The sequence below is a fragment of the Flavobacteriaceae bacterium GSB9 genome (assembly GCA_022749295.1).
Lineage (GTDB): Bacteria > Bacteroidota > Bacteroidia > Flavobacteriales > Flavobacteriaceae > Flavisericum.
The window spans coordinates 891,096-905,843 of the sequence record CP062007.1; the positions used below are offsets into that span (position 1 = coordinate 891,096).

Sequence of the window (14,748 nt, forward strand, 5' to 3'; positions counted from 1 at the left end):
GAAATTTCAAAGAAAAAATTAGACAATCAAGACATTATAACATTAAGACTTTTAGAATTGTTGCTAAAATTTAAATATTACTTATTGCCTAAATTCGCTGTATTGATGTAAGGATTTCATGATTTCTTCATAAAACAAAATAGCAGCAATTAGATTTTTTGTATCAGAATATGGAAGATATACTTTATGAAACTCTGTAGTGTTTTCTAGATAATCGTCGGTATTTTCAAACTGATCTTCTAAAGCCTTTCTGTTATCTGAATCATTAGGAATTCCTAAAGTAGACATTGTTACACCAGGTTTTGTAGCAAAAGCTATGTAAGGTAAAGTTCTTACTAAAACCTGATTACGCTCTGTGTAAAGGTCTATTAGTTCTCCTTTTTGCATGCGGTCCAGCTCCTCTTTGTTATGGTATTTTTTTATGGTAACCTTTTCGCTAATAATGCTCTTTGCCTCTTTCTTTTTTTGGGCAAACCCCATGCCTGTTATTAAGCACAGTCCGAAACTGATAAGGAAAATTTTTAATTTCATGGTTTAGATTTAAGGGATTAAAGCACAAATCTATGCAATTTATCGTTAAAAACAAGCGCTTTGTCGATTTTTTTAAGTTTTTTTGTAAAAAAAAAGACCATACACCTAAAATATGCGTATGGTCTTAATTGTAAAACCCTCTAAAAGAGTATGTTTAAAAGCTTTTTCTTTTAATAGATTTTATTAATTAAATAAAAATCGACTAAAACTAATGCAGCCATAGCTTCAACTATAGGTACGGCTCTTGGCACTACACAGGGGTCGTGGCGGCCCTTACCCTGCATTTCAACAGTATTCCCTTCTTTATCTATCGTTTCGTACTTTTGGATTAAGGTTGCAACGGGTTTAAACGCTACATTAAAATAAATATCCATACCATTACTTATGCCGCCTTGAATACCTCCAGAATAATTTGTTTTTGTAGAACCATCATTATTAAAAGCATCATTGTGTTGGCTACCGTACATGGTACTTCCGTGAAAACCGCTACCATACTCAAAACCTTTTACGGCATTGATAGAAAGCATGGCTTTACCAAGTTCAGCGTGCAATTTATCGAAAACCGGCTCGCCCAATCCCACAGGTACATTTTTTATAACACAACTAATAATACCTCCTACAGTATCGCCTTTACTTCTTACTTCTTTTATATAAGACTCCATTTCTGCCGCCATTTTTTGGTCAGGACAACGCACAATATTAGATTCTATTTTAGTAAGGTCTAACGCGTTGTAAGGCTTATCAAGTTTCATGGCTCCAACAGAGGACACATAAGCTTTAATATCGATATCTTTCAAAACCTGTTTAGCAATAGCACCTGCCACTACCCTACAAGCCGTTTCTCGTGCTGAGCTTCTGCCGCCGCCTCGATAATCACGGATACCGTATTTTTTATCGTAGGTATAATCGGCATGGCTTGGTCTGTAACTATCTTTTATATGCGAATAATCATGAGACTTTTGGTTGGTGTTTTCTATAACAAAACCTATGGGTGTTCCCGTAGTTTTTCCTTCAAAAATTCCAGAATAAAACTTAACGGCATCGGGTTCTTTACGTTGTGTTACAATAGCCGATTGACCAGGTTTACGCCTTGCCAATTCATTTTGTATCGCTTCAAAATCTAACTCGATTCCCGGTGGGCAACCATCAATAACACCGCCCAGTGCAGGACCATGAGATTCGCCGTATGTTGTTAGGTTAAATAGTTTTCCGAAGGAATTTCCAGCCATAAGTTTCAATTTTTGGCTAAAATAACGCTATTCCTAGAAATTAGGAAATGAAAATCAACATAGTTCATATTAACAACTGCCTGCATAACATAACGTTTGCTTAACAATATACTGATATATAAATAATTATCAGATAATGTTCACATAATAACAATTGGTGTAATTTGTAAAAAAACGAATCACCACGCATTTTGAAGATTAAAAGGAAATTAGAAGTTGCTGTAATATCCGATGTTCATTTAGGAACTTACGGTTGCCATGCCAAGCACCTATTAACCTACCTAAACAGTATTGAACCTAAAAAACTTGTCCTGAATGGCGACATTATAGATATTTGGCAATTTAGCAAACGATACTTCCCTAAGCCACACTTAAAGGTCATAAAAAAAATAATGACCATGGCTTCTAATGGTGTAGAGGTAATTTACATTACAGGTAACCATGATGAGATGCTTAGAAAATTTAGCAATACTACTATTGGCAACATTTCTATTGTAGATAAAGCGGTTTTGAAACTCGACGGAAAACGGGCTTGGTTTTTTCATGGTGATGTATTCGATATTTCCATTCAAAATGCCAAATGGTTAGCTAAATTGGGTGGCTATGGTTACGACTTTTTGATTCTATTAAACCGAATGGTAAATTGGTACTTGGAAAAACGTGGAAAAGAGCGCTACTCATTGTCCAAAAAGATAAAAAATGGTGTAAAAGGTGCCGTTAAATACATTAAAGACTATGAAACCGTAATTTCTGATTTAGCCATTGAAAACGGTTACGACTACGTAATATGTGGCCATATTCATCAACCTAAAATGGTTTATAAAGAAAATAAACTGGGGCAAACCATGTACCTCAATTCTGGTGATTGGGTGGAAAACTTCACAGCATTGGAATATCAATTCAAGCGCTGGAAAATTTATAACTTCAACAAAGACAAACTCGCCCCTTTTGTGGTTGAAGATGACTTTGTTGACATGGAAGTTAAAGATTTAATCGCTGCCATAACTATTGTAGAACAGCATAACAAAAAATCAAGCTAAAGCTTCTCTTAAAATTGTTACAGGATGTTTAGCATCTCTATCGGTTCCATCCTTTATTTGGTGCCTACAACTCGTTCCGTTGGCCGCTATTATAGTATCGGGCGAAGCTTTTCTTACTGCAGGAAATAACGTTTGCTCGCCAACATTCATACTTACATCGTAATGCTCCTTTTCATATCCAAAACTTCCGGCCATGCCGCAACAGCCACTAGGAATAATGGTTACTTTATAATTTTTGGGAAGATTTAATGCCGAAAAACTAGAGAGTTGATTACTCAACGATTTTTGATGGCAATGCCCATGGAGTTTTATTATTTTTGCTTCGGTGGTGAATTGTTCGGGTGTAATGTTTCCCAATTCTATTTCATGCTGAATGAACTCTTCCATCAAAAAGCAATTTTTTGATAAGGTTTCAGCCGAAGCTTTATCATCGGCAAGTTTTAAATATTCGTCCCTAAAGGTTAAAATAGCCGATGGCTCGATTCCCAAAAGCGGTGTATCTTCAGCAATCAAATCCTTAAAAATTGAAATGTTTTTATTGGCTACTGCTTTGGCCTGTTCCAATAACCCCTTTGATAAAAACGAGCGTCCGGATTCGGCATGACCAATAATTTTAACCTTGTAGTTTAGTATGGTTAATAACTCTATAGCATCAACCCCAATAGGTGTGTCTAAATAATTTGTAAACTCATCATTAAACAGGTACACAGTTTTGATGGTGTTATTTTTAGGCAAGTCTGAGCTTCTACTTTTGTATTCTTTACTTAAGCTTTTTTCAGAAATCAACGGTAAAGTTCTTTTTGGTGCTATTCCAAAACGTTTTTTTAAAAAGGACGACGTAGCACCGTTTGAAAACACAAAATTGGTAAGTTTTGGTAATATACTTCCTAACCTATTTACCTTGTTGTTATATGCGAATAACTTGGTGCGCAAGGACACCCCATTCGATTTTTGGTATTGATACAAAAACTCTGCCTTTAATGCAGCTACATCAACACTACTTGGGCACTCGCTAGCACAAGCCTTACAGCTTAAACACAAATCGAAAACCGTTTTTAATTCTTTATAATCAAATTTATTGGCTTTATCTGAATTGGTTAAAAACTCACGCAAAGCATTGGCCCGGGCGCGTGTTGTGTCCTTTTCATTTCTTGTGGCGCGATAACTTGGGCACATGGTGCCTCCAAATTCAGGCAGCTTTCGGCAATCGCCAGAGCCGTTACATTTTTCGGCTTCCCTTAAAATACCGAGCGATTTTGAGAAATCCATAAGCGTTTCTACTTCTGGCTCTTTTCTGTCGGGTTGGTAACGCAAGGACTTATCCATAGGATAGGCATCAACAATTTTCCCAGGGTTAAAAATGTTGTTCGTATCAAAAGCCGTTTTTATTCGTTTTATTATGTCGTAATTCTCATTACCAATCATTAACGGAATAAACTCTGCTCGCACAATACCATCGCCATGTTCGCCACTCATGGAGCCATTATATTTTTTAACGAGATGTGCCACATCGGTCGTTATTTTTCTGAACAGAGCGACATCTTCAGACTTTTTTAAATTCAACGTGGGTCGTAAATGCAGTTCTCCAGCTCCAGCATGAGCATAATAAATAGCGTCTTGATTATAGCCTTTCATCAACGCTGAAAATTCTGAAATATAATTGGCTAAATCTGGTAAGGCAACAGCTGTATCCTCTATACATGCGGCCGATTTTTTATCACCAATAATATTGCCTAAAAGCCCCAATCCAGCACTCCTTAAATTGTTAGCCTTATTTACATCATCGCCTACCAATTTTGGGTAAGCATAGCTTAAATTTGAAGCTTCGATATCTTTTATCAAACTTTCGGCCAAAGTAGTAACTTCGTCTAGTGTATTGGCACGAACTTCGCACATTAAAATGGCTTTGGGGTCATCAACTATAAATTGTCGGTTTTCGTATTGTGTTTTGTTTTGCATGGTGCAATCTAATATGGTTTTATCCATCATTTCGCAAGCATACAAATTGTGGCTCATGGTGAGCGCTACAGCATTTAGGCATTTTTCAATACTCTCGAAATGTATGGCAACGACAATAGCTTCGGGAGGCGGCAATACATCTAATTTCAATGTAACTTGCGTGGTAAAGGCCAAGGTGCCCTCACTTCCCGAAAGTAGCTTACACATATTGAACTTTTCATCGGTTTTAGTGAATACTTCAGTATTAATTAGTTCGTCAATAGCATAACCTGTGTTTCTTCTGTGGATTTCTGGCTTTGGAAAATTGTCCCTGATTTGATTTTGAACGGCTTCTGATTCCAGTTCAGAATAAATCGTATAATAAATCTGCCCTTCAAGATTTTTTTGTTTTGTTTTTTGCTGAAAGGTTTCCGAGGTTAATTCGCCAAAAACAGCTTCGCTACCATCACTCAAAATGGTTTGCATTTCAATAATCTTATCGCGCGTTACGCCGTACTGAATGGAAGTGGTTCCTGAAGAATTATTCCCTACCATTCCACCAATCATACACCGATTTGATGTTGATGTGTTGGGCCCAAAAAACAAGCCGTAAGGTTTTAGGTAATTATTTAGAGCATCGCGCACTACACCCGGCTGGACGGTAACTGTTTTTCTCTTTTCATCAAAACTTATAATCTTAGTAAAATATTTTGAGACATCAACAACAATACCTTCGCCAACGCATTGGCCCGCCAAAGAAGTGCCTGCCGTTCTAGGAATCAAGGACGTTTTATGTGTTGTTGCAAAAGCTATAAGCAACTTTAAATCTTCCTTATTTTTAGGATATGCAACGGCAAGTGGCAACTTTCTGTATACAGAAGCATCGGTGGCATAAATAGATTTTATTAAGTCATCAAAAAATAGTTCTCCAGTAAGATTTTTGCTTAGTTCCTGTAAGTGTGATGTTAACGTCATGAAACGGAGATATTGTTTATAAAATTATGTGGCATACAAATATAATTACAATATTGGCTTTATTTTTGTGAAATAACACTTTGAACAAAAATGATCTTTTTATTCAAAAAGATCGTATATTTAATTAACAAAAACTTATACTTTATGAAGAAATTATTTTTATTATCAGTTGCAGTATTTGGATTCGCTTTAACATCGAATGCCCAAGATTTTTCGGAAAATGCCATTGGTTTACGTTTAGGTGACAGTGATGGGTTTGGAGCTGAAATTTCTTATCAACGTGCTTTAGGCGCCAACAATCGATTGGAAGTTGACTTAGGGCTTAGAAGTGGAAATGGCTACGATGGTTTTAAACTTGCGGGTATCTACCAGTGGGTTTGGCTATTGGATGGCGACTTTAATTGGTACGCTGGTGTTGGTGGCGGTTTAGGTTCTTACAGCTTTGATCGCGATTTTGTCGGGTATGATGATAATAGCGAAACCTTTATTTTTGCTGCTGGAGACATTGGAATTGAATATAATTTCAACATTCCGCTTCAAATTTCTATCGATGCCAGACCTGAATTTGGTTTTGGAGATTATAGAGATGACCTAGATTTTGATGTCGCGCTTGGTATTCGTTACCAATTTTAAAACAATATAATTACTAAAAAAAAGCACCCATTTTGGGTGCTTTTTTGTTATGTTTAAAACAATATCTTTATTAAACAAACAACATGCGATCATCGTAATTCTTAACTTGACCATAGTAGGTTCGTCTTCGCTCATGCAGGGTTTGAATTGGCAAACCAAAAACATAGCGTTTTATGGAAGTGATTCGCGTTGTTAATTCTCCCATTTTAAGGGTATATCGTTTTTCATACTTTGTATTTCTTTTTATATATAGTAATTTCATGTATTTTCTTTTGTTAGGGTTTGAATATAGGCTTAAGGTCGTTCTAACCTCATCTCAATATTTCTTGGCTTAAACCCTTTATCCTTAAATAAATTTATGGCAGGGTTGTCTTGATTTATATGTATGGCAATGTCCCCTTTACAATACTTAATGGTGTGTTCTATTAATTTTCTGCCCAAGCCTTTTCCTCTGTGCTCTTTTTTTACGGCCACGTAAACCAAAATGTTTTCAGAAAGGTATTCGTTCATTCCCGTTCTATTGACCACTACTGCGCCAAGAACTTCATCTTTTTCTTCCAAAACAAATACGTAGCCACCCAAACCAGGCGTTTCTTTGGCTGCGTACATTAAAGATTTTCTTATTGCGCTTTTAGAATCTCTAAACTTGTCAAAATTTTGAAACAAAAAGTTGGTAACACGATTTATGTCAATAATTGATAGCCTTGAAAAAGCATCATAGGTTTTAATTGTCATGTAAAATATTTATTGTCAGCCTAATTAAAAAGGATGAAATTAGGGTAAACTTAAATGAATAGGGTGAAACTAATTTAAGCACTAAAAATATAGCGCACAGCCAGAAAAGCAATTTCTGTTTATATTAAAATTTTTGATGGAGGAGGTATAAATTTTTCGGACTGGTTTCTGAACACCAAATAATTAAAATTGAAGACCCTATAATTTTGTTTTTTTTGAATTCCTTTACCCATGTTTTGCAAAATTACGAAAACACCACTCCAATAGCAAATTAGAGGCTTTATTATAATCATAAAACTATGTTAAACAACATAAGGGCTTCCTTAAAAAGAAAGCCCTTATTTGTATAAAAAATACGTTTATTTTATTTTGCCGGTTTGGCTGGTGCATTAAGTTTGTTGCTCATTTCCATCGAAATAGCAGATTTATCAAACTTAAGTTTTCCTGCTAAAGTTTCAATAATGCAACTGTTGTCTTTATCGTTTAAGTCTGCAATCTTTCCATGCAAGCCACTTTTGGTAACCACTTTGTCACCACGTTTTAACTCTGCAGCAAATTTCTTTTCTTTTTTTGCACGTTTCATTTGCGGTGCAATCATAAAGAAATATACCACAACAAACATTAATATTATCGGTAGAAAACCACCTATTCCTCCTTCTCCCATTTGTTTAAATTTAATTAGTGAGCAGCAGCTGCTGTTGCCTTGTTTGGATCTGGTTTTACAAACGCTGTTATTTTTACAATTTCGCTTCCCTTTTCGGTGTTTGCAGTAACTGTAATAGTTTTTGTCACTTTGTTAGATCCACTTCCGTTAAACTTTACAGTAAATTTCCCAGAATCTCCTGGTGCCAACGGTTCTCTACTCCAATCTTGTGGCACAGTACATCCGCATGAACTTTTAATATCTGTAATTACCAAAGGAGCATCTCCTGTATTAGTGTAACTAAACTCGGTTTGTACCGGTGTTTTGGCTTCTATTTCTCCAAAATCATGCTCGGTCTTGTCAAATTCAATAACTGGAAATTTTGATGCAACAGCATCTCTTTCTGCAGCGGCAGTCACATTGCTCTCTTCTATTTTTTTAGCGGCATTTTCTTTACAAGAAGTAAAAGCCACCAAACATAAGGCACTTAGGCTTAAAATTATTTTTTTCATAATAGACATATTAGTTTTAAGGTGAACAAAAATAGCAATTATTTAACCGATTAAAAATTTTTCAGGCTTTCTTAACAAAATTACATAAGCCCACGGCCAACTTTATTCAAAACTCCCGATGTTTCATATTCTTTTACCAATTTATCCAGAATACCGTTAATGAATATACTGCTTTTTGGCGTTGAGTATTCTTTTGAAATTTCTAAATATTCGTTAATGGTTACTTTTACTGGAATTGAAGGGAAGTTTTTAAGTTCGCAAATAGCCATTTGTAACAAGGTATAATCTATAGCCGCAATACGGTCTGCATCCCAGTTTTTGGTTTTGGTTTCTATTTCCTTGTTTATAGCCGAGCGGTTTAACAATGTTTTTTTAAAAAGCTCTATGGCATAGCGCTTGTCTTCAATATCTTTATAAAGTTTTGGGGTAAAGTAATTATCAGCCACCTTAGGCTTTGCCTTTCTTAAAAGTTTTAAAATAGTGGTGTTTACTGTAGGCAAATCATCTAACCAAGTAAGGTTCTTGTCCTCTAAATAATCGTAAAGTTTATCGTTTGGAGCAATGACTTCTTTAAAAATATCGACAATAAATTCCTTGTCTTCTTTAAAATTAGACACCCTTGTTTTCATGTATTCTTTATACAAATCACTAGAAACAACAGCTTTAAAGATTACCTCAACATACTCATCATCCATATCCCAGTAATTTGTGTTATGCGCTTTAAAAGCTTCTTTAAGCTGCTCATTTTCTAACAACAAGTTTAAAACTTCGTTGTTAACAAACTTACGGTTGGGGTTGCGGTCTTCTTCTGTTGCTAAATGCTTTTTTTGTTTTTTTTCTAAATCGGTTTCAGCCTTTTTCTGTACTTCGACCAACAACGAAATCAACAACAAATACAAATTGTACATATTGTCTACACTAAAGAGCAAAAACTTTTGGTCTTTACTAAAATCATCACTTTCACTACCCTTAAAGGCATAAAGCGTTTGCATTACTTTTACACGAATATGTCGCCTGCTCAACATCATTACAAAGAACTCTTTTTAAAAGATGAAAATATATCTCGGTTTCACGCGGCAAAAATAAGACTATATTTAAAAACCACATACTTTTAATTTACTTTAATTCCTTTTAAGGTTTAAACTATTTTTAACACTTCGCTTAACAGAGCAGTAATGCTTATTACTATTTTAACCCTATATTTGCCTTTCTATCTTTATATCCATAATGAAAGAACTACAGCACTTAAACAAATACTTTTTTAAGTACAAAACACACCTTATTTTAGGTATTATAATAACCATTGTTGCCCGTATATTTTTGTTGTTTACACCAAGATATGTTAAGCAAATATTTATTGTTATTGAAAACTACATGGATGGCGGTGTAAGCAAAGCCACGATAAAGGCAGAACTTACCGAAGTGATATTGTACATTATTGGAGCTGCAATTATTGGAGGCATACTTACCTTTTTCATGAGACAAACCATTATTAATGTATCACGCTATATTGAGTTTGATTTAAAAAATGAAGTTTATGAACAATACCAAAAACTATCGCTCAATTTTTACAAAAAAAACAGAACGGGCGATTTAATAAACCGCATTACCGAAGACGTTGGCCGCGTACGTATGTATTTTGGCCCCGCACTTATGTACAGCATTAATACCTTTACATTATTTACCATTGTTATCATATATATGGTAAATGCATCGCCAAAACTAACATTGTACACGATTGTACCCCTACCCATACTATCGGTTATCATTTACAAACTAAGTCGAGAAATACACAAGCGTAGTACAATCGTTCAGGAATACCTGTCCAAACTTTCTACGTTTACCCAAGAATCATTTAGTGGGATTTCGGTTATAAAAGCCTATGGCATAGAACCACAAACCTCTGTCAACTTTAAAATGCTTGCCGAAGGCAGTAAGGAAAAACAAATTCATTTAACACAAGTGCAAGCTTGGTTTTTTCCTATCATGATTTTGCTTATTGGCACAAGTAACCTCATGGTTATTTACATTGGTGGCATGCAATATATAAATGGTGAAATTGAAAGCATTGGAACCATAGCTGAATTCATCATATATGTAAATATGCTTACATGGCCGGTAGCAACAGTAGGTTGGGTTACTTCGATTGTACAGCAGGCAGAAGCATCGCAGAAACGAATCAATGAATTTTTAAAAATTGAACCAGAGATTAAAAACACTGTTGAAACAGAAACCGAAATTAACGGCAATATTACCTTTAAAGACGTTTATTTTACTTATGACGACACCAACATCCAAGCATTACAAGGCGTAAGTTTCAATATTAAAGAAGGTGAAACATTGGCCATTTTAGGAAAAACTGGCTCTGGAAAATCTACTATTTTAGATCTAATTGGCAGGCTTTACGATATTGAAAAAGGCCAAATAACCATTGGCGACATTAATATAGACCAACACCATTTAACATCGTTGCGAAATAGTATTGGATATGTACCCCAAGATGCGTTTTTGTTTTCAGATACTATTAAGAACAATATCAAATTCGGAAAACAAGAAGCTACCGATCAAGAGGTTATTGAAGCTGCGAAAAATGCTCAAGTTCATAAAAACATCATAAAGTTTAACAAAGGCTACGATACTGTTTTGGGCGAACGCGGCATTACCCTTTCTGGCGGGCAAAAACAACGGGTTTCTATTGCACGTGCCATTATCAAATCACCAAAAATTCTGTTGTTCGACGATTGCCTTTCTGCTGTAGATACCGAAACTGAAGAAAAAATATTAAAAACACTCGGTAAAATTTCGAGAGGTAAAACATCGGTCATTGTAAGTCACCGGGTGTCTTCAGCTAAAAATGCCGATAAAATAATTGTTCTCGATAACGGTAAAATTATTCAGGAAGGCACACACGAAATACTTATAAATCAAGAAGGGTATTACAAAAGCCTCTACTTAAAACAATTAAGTGAAACAACTGAAGATTAGCCTATTAAAAATTAGAAGTAACAAACGAAAACTCTATTTTTTTCAATAAAATTTATCAAAATCAGAGACTTTAAAAAGAAACTTTAAAAAATGTTGGTTAGTATCTGTTTTTTTTAGATTTTTGATACACCATTGATTTCTAAACAAAATTTAAATACACAATGAATAACAACGGTATGATGGAGAAAGAGGAAATTTTTTCGAAAGTATTAAGAGCAGGAAGACGCACCTATTTTTTTGACGTAAGGGCTACAAAGGCAGAAGATTATTACTTGACGATAACCGAAAGCAAAAAATTTACTAATGACGATGGGTCGTTTTATTACAAAAAACATAAAATATACATCTACAAAGAAGATTTTGATGAGTTTAAAGAAATTCTAGCTGAAACTACAGATTATATCATACGAGAAAAAGGTAACGAAGTTATTAGCGAACGTCACCAAAAAGACTTCAAAAAAGAATACAACAACAACAACGAACGTGTTACCGAAGATCAACTGAAAAGCACTGATAGTTTCACAGATATTGACTTTGAAGATATTTAAACCTCTTTCTATCATAAAACATAAAAAAACCGTAACACTTAACATTAAATGTTACGGTTTTTTTTATGCGCTTATTAGCTTACTACTGCTCCGTTTTGAACGTTTTGTTCGGGCTTTAAAAGCACAACATCCTTTCCGTCAACTGCTCCTACAATTAAACAATCGCTCATAAAATTAGCAATCTGTTTTTTAGGGAAATTAACCACAGCCAAAACCTGTCGGTTCAATAAACCTTCTTTTCTATAGCGCGTTGTAATTTGCGCCGATGTTTTTTTTATCCCCAAACTGCCAAAATCCACAACAAGTTGATATGCCGGTTTTCTAGCTTTCGGGAAATCGTTTACCGCTATTACAGTTCCCACACGTAAATCCACTTTCGTGAAGTCTTCAAAAGTTATCTTGTCATTCATTTTTTAAAAATACAAATTATCACGAACTTTGGAATAAACTTTTAAATTATGGCACGTACACCTTCAAATATGCTTCCGTTAGGCACAAAAGCACCTCATTTTGAATTACCGGACACGGTTAATGATAAACTTATAAATATAGATACGGTTAAAGGCAAAAAGGGTACCGTTGTCATGTTTATTTGTAACCATTGTCCTTTTGTAATTCATGTTAACGAAGAAATAGTGAATGTGGCCAATACTTATGTCGAAAAAGGATTTGGTTTTGTTGCTATTTCTAGTAATGATGTTGTGAATTATCCTCAAGATTCGCCCGAAAAAATGAAAGCTCATGCCAAAGAAAACAACTATCCGTTTCCGTATTTATACGACGAAACACAAGAAGTAGCAAAGGCTTACGATGCAGCCTGTACTCCAGATTTTTATGTTTTTGATGAAAATTTAAAATTGGTTTACCGGGGGCAACTAGATGACTCCAGACCTGAAAACGGAATACCTTTAACTGGTGAAGATTTAAGGCATGCACTAGATTGTTTAATTGAAAATAAAGAAAACAAGACCTTACAAAAACCTAGCTTAGGTTGTAATATTAAATGGAAATCTTAGTTGAGTTTTAGCTCAAATATTCCTACATCCAACCATTTACCAAACTTAAAGCCTACTTCTTTTAAGTAGGCCACTTGGGTAAAATTGAATTTGTTGTGCAGTTTTACACTGGCTTCGTTAGGCAATGTTAAAACCCCAAGCGCCATATGGAAACTCTGTGCTTTTAATTGCTTTAATAATTTAGCATAAAGCTTACTCCCTATTTGTTTTCCGTGAGCATTTTGTTTTACGTAAACCGTGGTTTCAACGGTATTTTTATAAGCGGGTTTGGGTCTAAATTTACTTCCGTAGGCATAACCCAAAATTTCGTTTTCGTATTCAAAAACCAAAAAAGGATATTCAGCATTAATTTGGGTTAATTTATCTATGAATACTTGTAAACTTAATGGCTGATTGTCAAAAGTAGCTACAGAATGCAAAACGTAATAGTTGTAGATTTCCAATAGTGCTTTTGCGTCGTTTATATGTACTGACCGAATCATTTAAAGTATGCGATTTTTTATTGTTGATGAATATTAAAAATTTTGATAAAAACTCAAGTAAAATTAATTGTTGTACACAAATAGTTTTAAGAAATGAAACTAACCAAACATAAATATTTACGCCAAACAAAATAAACTTTCGATTATCCTGTTTGGCGTAAACTGTTTTTTAGTTAACCTGCTGAATCAATATACAAAAAATCAGCACTTAACTTTGTTGTTGTTCTTAGTTTCCAGCTTCTAGAGCCTCTACTTTTTCTTTTAATGCATTTCTTTTTTCGGTTTCACCCAAAATACTATAGATGTTCATTAAGGTTTTTGCTGCATTAATATTTTTAGGAGCAATTTCTAGGGCTTTAGATAAAAACGGTACTGCATCTTTATATAAGTCTTGACGTTTTTCCCTCAACTCATCATAACGTTTGTTATCAGCAGAAGACGTACCAAGACCATTCATTTCTTCAATAATTGGTTTTTCACCTTCTAGAATAAGGGCCGCAACGTTAATATAAGCGTTTACGTAACTAGGGTCTAATTCAATAGCTTTCTCATAATAAGCCCTTGCCTCTTCATAGTGTTTAGCTTCAGCCGCTACAACACCTAAATTATATTGCAACTCTGGGTTTTGAGGGTCCATTTCGGTAGCCTTTTTTAGAAGCTCTGTAAATTCTTCTGTATTTCCTAATTTAAAGTGAATATTGGCAGCACTTAATATTAAATTGATATCCTCAGGGTTTTCACTTCTGGCATCTTTAATAGCCTCAAGTGCTTTTTCATCATTGCCTTGGCTAACATAAATTAACGCAATGTTTTTAACAATCTCTGGCTTTTTAGACTCTGTTTTACGCTCACCTGGCTTTATGTGACTTTTGGCTTTTACATAAAGATCTCTCGTGTTTTTGTCTAAAACTTCTTCTTCTCCAGACTCAACATTTGTTGCAAAGTACTCGGTTTTTATACCCGTGTAGCCCATGTCTTTAAGTTCTTCATATAACTCAAGAGCTCTGTCGTATTCTTTAACGTTAACAGCTGTAGCCGCGGCATAATAAAGGAACAAAGTATCTTTTTTTGAAGCGCGGTAAGATCTTTCGAAATATTTTGAAGCTTTAGAAAAATCTTGGGCTTCGTAAGCCTCGTTACCAACGGTTATCATGTTGTTAACCATGGTTTGCTTTAACTCAGCAACTTCAGACTCGTAGTCACCTTTAACCATGTTTAAGGTTTCTAGGGACTCATCGATATCGGCATCAGATCCTTTACCGTTAGCATATAGTGCTTGAGCTTTTAAATAATAGTATTTAGCCTTTAACTTTTCGTCCATTTCGGACATCATAGATTTGGCCTGGTTTAATGCAGACTTAGCTTCTGCAAAATTGTTTGATTTAATAGCTTTATCTGCAGTTCTCAATTCCTTTTTTTGCGCAAATGAAAATGCACTAATTGAAACTGCCAAAGCTAAAAGAATTCCTTTTTTCATTTTT

Annotated in this window: 16 protein-coding genes; 5 read left to right on the plus strand and 11 right to left on the minus strand. The window is 34.8% G+C overall.

All coding sequences use genetic code 11. The annotated features are described in order from the left end of the window. Window positions 1-81 precede the first annotated feature (81 nt). The gene (locus GSB9_00778) at window positions 82-531 is read right to left on the minus strand and encodes a hypothetical protein (protein UKM64231.1); all 450 of its coding nucleotides are present in this window, start codon (window positions 529-531) and stop codon (window positions 82-84) included. Window positions 532-701: 170 nt separating this feature from the next. After that, window positions 702-1,760, minus strand: a complete 1,059-nt coding sequence (gene aroC, locus GSB9_00779; protein ID UKM64232.1) for a chorismate synthase — start codon at window positions 1,758-1,760, stop codon at window positions 702-704. Between the two features lie 191 nt (window positions 1,761-1,951). On the opposite strand from aroC, the gene GSB9_00780 reads away from it, so the two are divergent. After that, the gene (locus GSB9_00780) at window positions 1,952-2,800 is read left to right on the plus strand and encodes a UDP-2,3-diacylglucosamine diphosphatase (GenBank protein UKM64233.2); all 849 of its coding nucleotides are present in this window, start codon (window positions 1,952-1,954) and stop codon (window positions 2,798-2,800) included. Here GSB9_00780 and GSB9_00781 read toward each other — a convergent pair. Then, window positions 2,792-5,713, minus strand: a complete 2,922-nt coding sequence (locus tag GSB9_00781) for an FAD-binding protein (GenBank protein UKM64234.1) — start codon at window positions 5,711-5,713, stop codon at window positions 2,792-2,794. The two genes, GSB9_00780 and GSB9_00781, sit on opposite strands and share 9 nt — an antisense overlap. A gap of 144 nt (window positions 5,714-5,857) precedes the next feature. Here GSB9_00781 and GSB9_00782 point away from each other — a divergent pair, with 144 nt between their 5' ends. Further along, the gene (locus GSB9_00782; GenBank protein ID UKM64235.1) at window positions 5,858-6,346 is read left to right on the plus strand and encodes a hypothetical protein; all 489 of its coding nucleotides are present in this window, start codon (window positions 5,858-5,860) and stop codon (window positions 6,344-6,346) included. Between the two features lie 70 nt (window positions 6,347-6,416). On the opposite strand, the gene GSB9_00783 is transcribed toward GSB9_00782, so the two are convergent. The 5 genes from GSB9_00783 to nusB form a co-directional block, all read right to left on the minus strand. Then, window positions 6,417-6,608 carry a hypothetical protein gene (locus tag GSB9_00783; protein UKM64236.1) on the minus strand — a complete coding sequence of 64 codons (192 nt, stop codon included), beginning with the start codon at window positions 6,606-6,608 and terminating at the stop codon, window positions 6,417-6,419. A 32-nt stretch (window positions 6,609-6,640) separates the two neighbouring features. Continuing rightward, a complete protein-coding gene (locus GSB9_00784; GenBank protein UKM64237.1) occupies window positions 6,641-7,081 on the minus strand; it encodes a GNAT family N-acetyltransferase in 441 nt (146 codons plus the stop codon). Window positions 7,082-7,445: 364 nt separating this feature from the next. After that, a complete protein-coding gene (yajC, locus tag GSB9_00785) occupies window positions 7,446-7,745 on the minus strand; it encodes a preprotein translocase subunit YajC (protein UKM64238.1) in 300 nt (99 codons plus the stop codon). Between the two features lie 14 nt (window positions 7,746-7,759). Further along, window positions 7,760-8,236 (minus strand): DUF1573 domain-containing protein, encoded by a 477-nt coding sequence (locus tag GSB9_00786; GenBank protein ID UKM64239.2) that lies wholly within the window; start codon window positions 8,234-8,236, stop codon window positions 7,760-7,762. A gap of 80 nt (window positions 8,237-8,316) precedes the next feature. Next, window positions 8,317-9,264, minus strand: a complete 948-nt coding sequence (gene nusB / locus GSB9_00787) for a transcription antitermination factor NusB (GenBank protein UKM64240.2) — start codon at window positions 9,262-9,264, stop codon at window positions 8,317-8,319. Window positions 9,265-9,463: 199 nt separating this feature from the next. On the opposite strand from nusB, the gene GSB9_00788 reads away from it, so the two are divergent. Both GSB9_00788 and GSB9_00789 read left to right on the plus strand, forming a co-directional pair. Beyond that, window positions 9,464-11,221 carry an ABC transporter ATP-binding protein/permease gene (locus GSB9_00788; GenBank protein ID UKM64241.1) on the plus strand — a complete coding sequence of 586 codons (1,758 nt, stop codon included), beginning with the start codon at window positions 9,464-9,466 and terminating at the stop codon, window positions 11,219-11,221. A gap of 161 nt (window positions 11,222-11,382) precedes the next feature. Beyond that, on the plus strand, window positions 11,383-11,769 hold the full coding sequence (locus GSB9_00789) for a PUR family DNA/RNA-binding protein (protein ID UKM64242.2): 387 nt from the start codon (window positions 11,383-11,385) through the stop codon (window positions 11,767-11,769). A 74-nt stretch (window positions 11,770-11,843) separates the two neighbouring features. On the opposite strand, the gene GSB9_00790 is transcribed toward GSB9_00789, so the two are convergent. Next, window positions 11,844-12,179 (minus strand): tRNA-binding protein, encoded by a 336-nt coding sequence (locus GSB9_00790; GenBank protein ID UKM64243.1) that lies wholly within the window; start codon window positions 12,177-12,179, stop codon window positions 11,844-11,846. A gap of 48 nt (window positions 12,180-12,227) precedes the next feature. On the opposite strand from GSB9_00790, the gene GSB9_00791 reads away from it, so the two are divergent. After that, on the plus strand, window positions 12,228-12,785 hold the full coding sequence (locus GSB9_00791; protein ID UKM64244.1) for a thioredoxin family protein: 558 nt from the start codon (window positions 12,228-12,230) through the stop codon (window positions 12,783-12,785). Here the strand turns inward: GSB9_00791 and GSB9_00792 are convergent. Together GSB9_00792 and GSB9_00793 are read right to left on the minus strand one after the other, a co-directional pair. Then, on the minus strand, window positions 12,782-13,267 hold the full coding sequence (locus GSB9_00792; protein UKM64245.1) for an N-acetyltransferase family protein: 486 nt from the start codon (window positions 13,265-13,267) through the stop codon (window positions 12,782-12,784). The genes GSB9_00791 and GSB9_00792 overlap by 4 nt on opposite strands. A gap of 226 nt (window positions 13,268-13,493) precedes the next feature. Further along, entirely contained in the window at window positions 13,494-14,744 is a 1,251-nt protein-coding gene (locus GSB9_00793) for a tetratricopeptide repeat protein (protein ID UKM64246.1), read from the minus strand. Window positions 14,745-14,748: the final 4 nt, after the last annotated feature.

Bases quoted from the DNA above. Each gene is read 5' to 3' on its own strand.
- GSB9_00778 (UKM64231.1), bottom strand. From the start codon at position 531: ATGAAATTAAAAATTTTCCTTATCAGTTTCGGACTGTGCTTAATAACA.
- GSB9_00791 (UKM64244.1), top strand. From the start codon at position 12,228: ATGGCACGTACACCTTCAAATATGCTTCCGTTAGGCACAAAAGCACCT.
- GSB9_00786 (UKM64239.2), bottom strand. From the start codon at position 8,236: ATGAAAAAAATAATTTTAAGCCTAAGTGCCTTATGTTTGGTGGCTTTT.
- yajC (UKM64238.1), bottom strand. From the start codon at position 7,745: ATGGGAGAAGGAGGAATAGGTGGTTTTCTACCGATAATATTAATGTTT.
- GSB9_00790 (UKM64243.1), bottom strand. From the start codon at position 12,179: ATGAATGACAAGATAACTTTTGAAGACTTCACGAAAGTGGATTTACGT.
- aroC (UKM64232.1), bottom strand. From the start codon at position 1,760: ATGGCTGGAAATTCCTTCGGAAAACTATTTAACCTAACAACATACGGC.
- GSB9_00781 (UKM64234.1), bottom strand. From the start codon at position 5,713: ATGACGTTAACATCACACTTACAGGAACTAAGCAAAAATCTTACTGGA.
- GSB9_00784 (UKM64237.1), bottom strand. From the start codon at position 7,081: ATGACAATTAAAACCTATGATGCTTTTTCAAGGCTATCAATTATTGAC.
- GSB9_00793 (UKM64246.1), bottom strand. From the start codon at position 14,744: ATGAAAAAAGGAATTCTTTTAGCTTTGGCAGTTTCAATTAGTGCATTT.
- GSB9_00792 (UKM64245.1), bottom strand. From the start codon at position 13,267: ATGATTCGGTCAGTACATATAAACGACGCAAAAGCACTATTGGAAATC.
- nusB (UKM64240.2), bottom strand. From the start codon at position 9,264: ATGATGTTGAGCAGGCGACATATTCGTGTAAAAGTAATGCAAACGCTT.
- GSB9_00789 (UKM64242.2), top strand. From the start codon at position 11,383: ATGAATAACAACGGTATGATGGAGAAAGAGGAAATTTTTTCGAAAGTA.
- GSB9_00783 (UKM64236.1), bottom strand. From the start codon at position 6,608: ATGAAATTACTATATATAAAAAGAAATACAAAGTATGAAAAACGATAT.
- GSB9_00782 (UKM64235.1), top strand. From the start codon at position 5,858: ATGAAGAAATTATTTTTATTATCAGTTGCAGTATTTGGATTCGCTTTA.
- GSB9_00788 (UKM64241.1), top strand. From the start codon at position 9,464: ATGAAAGAACTACAGCACTTAAACAAATACTTTTTTAAGTACAAAACA.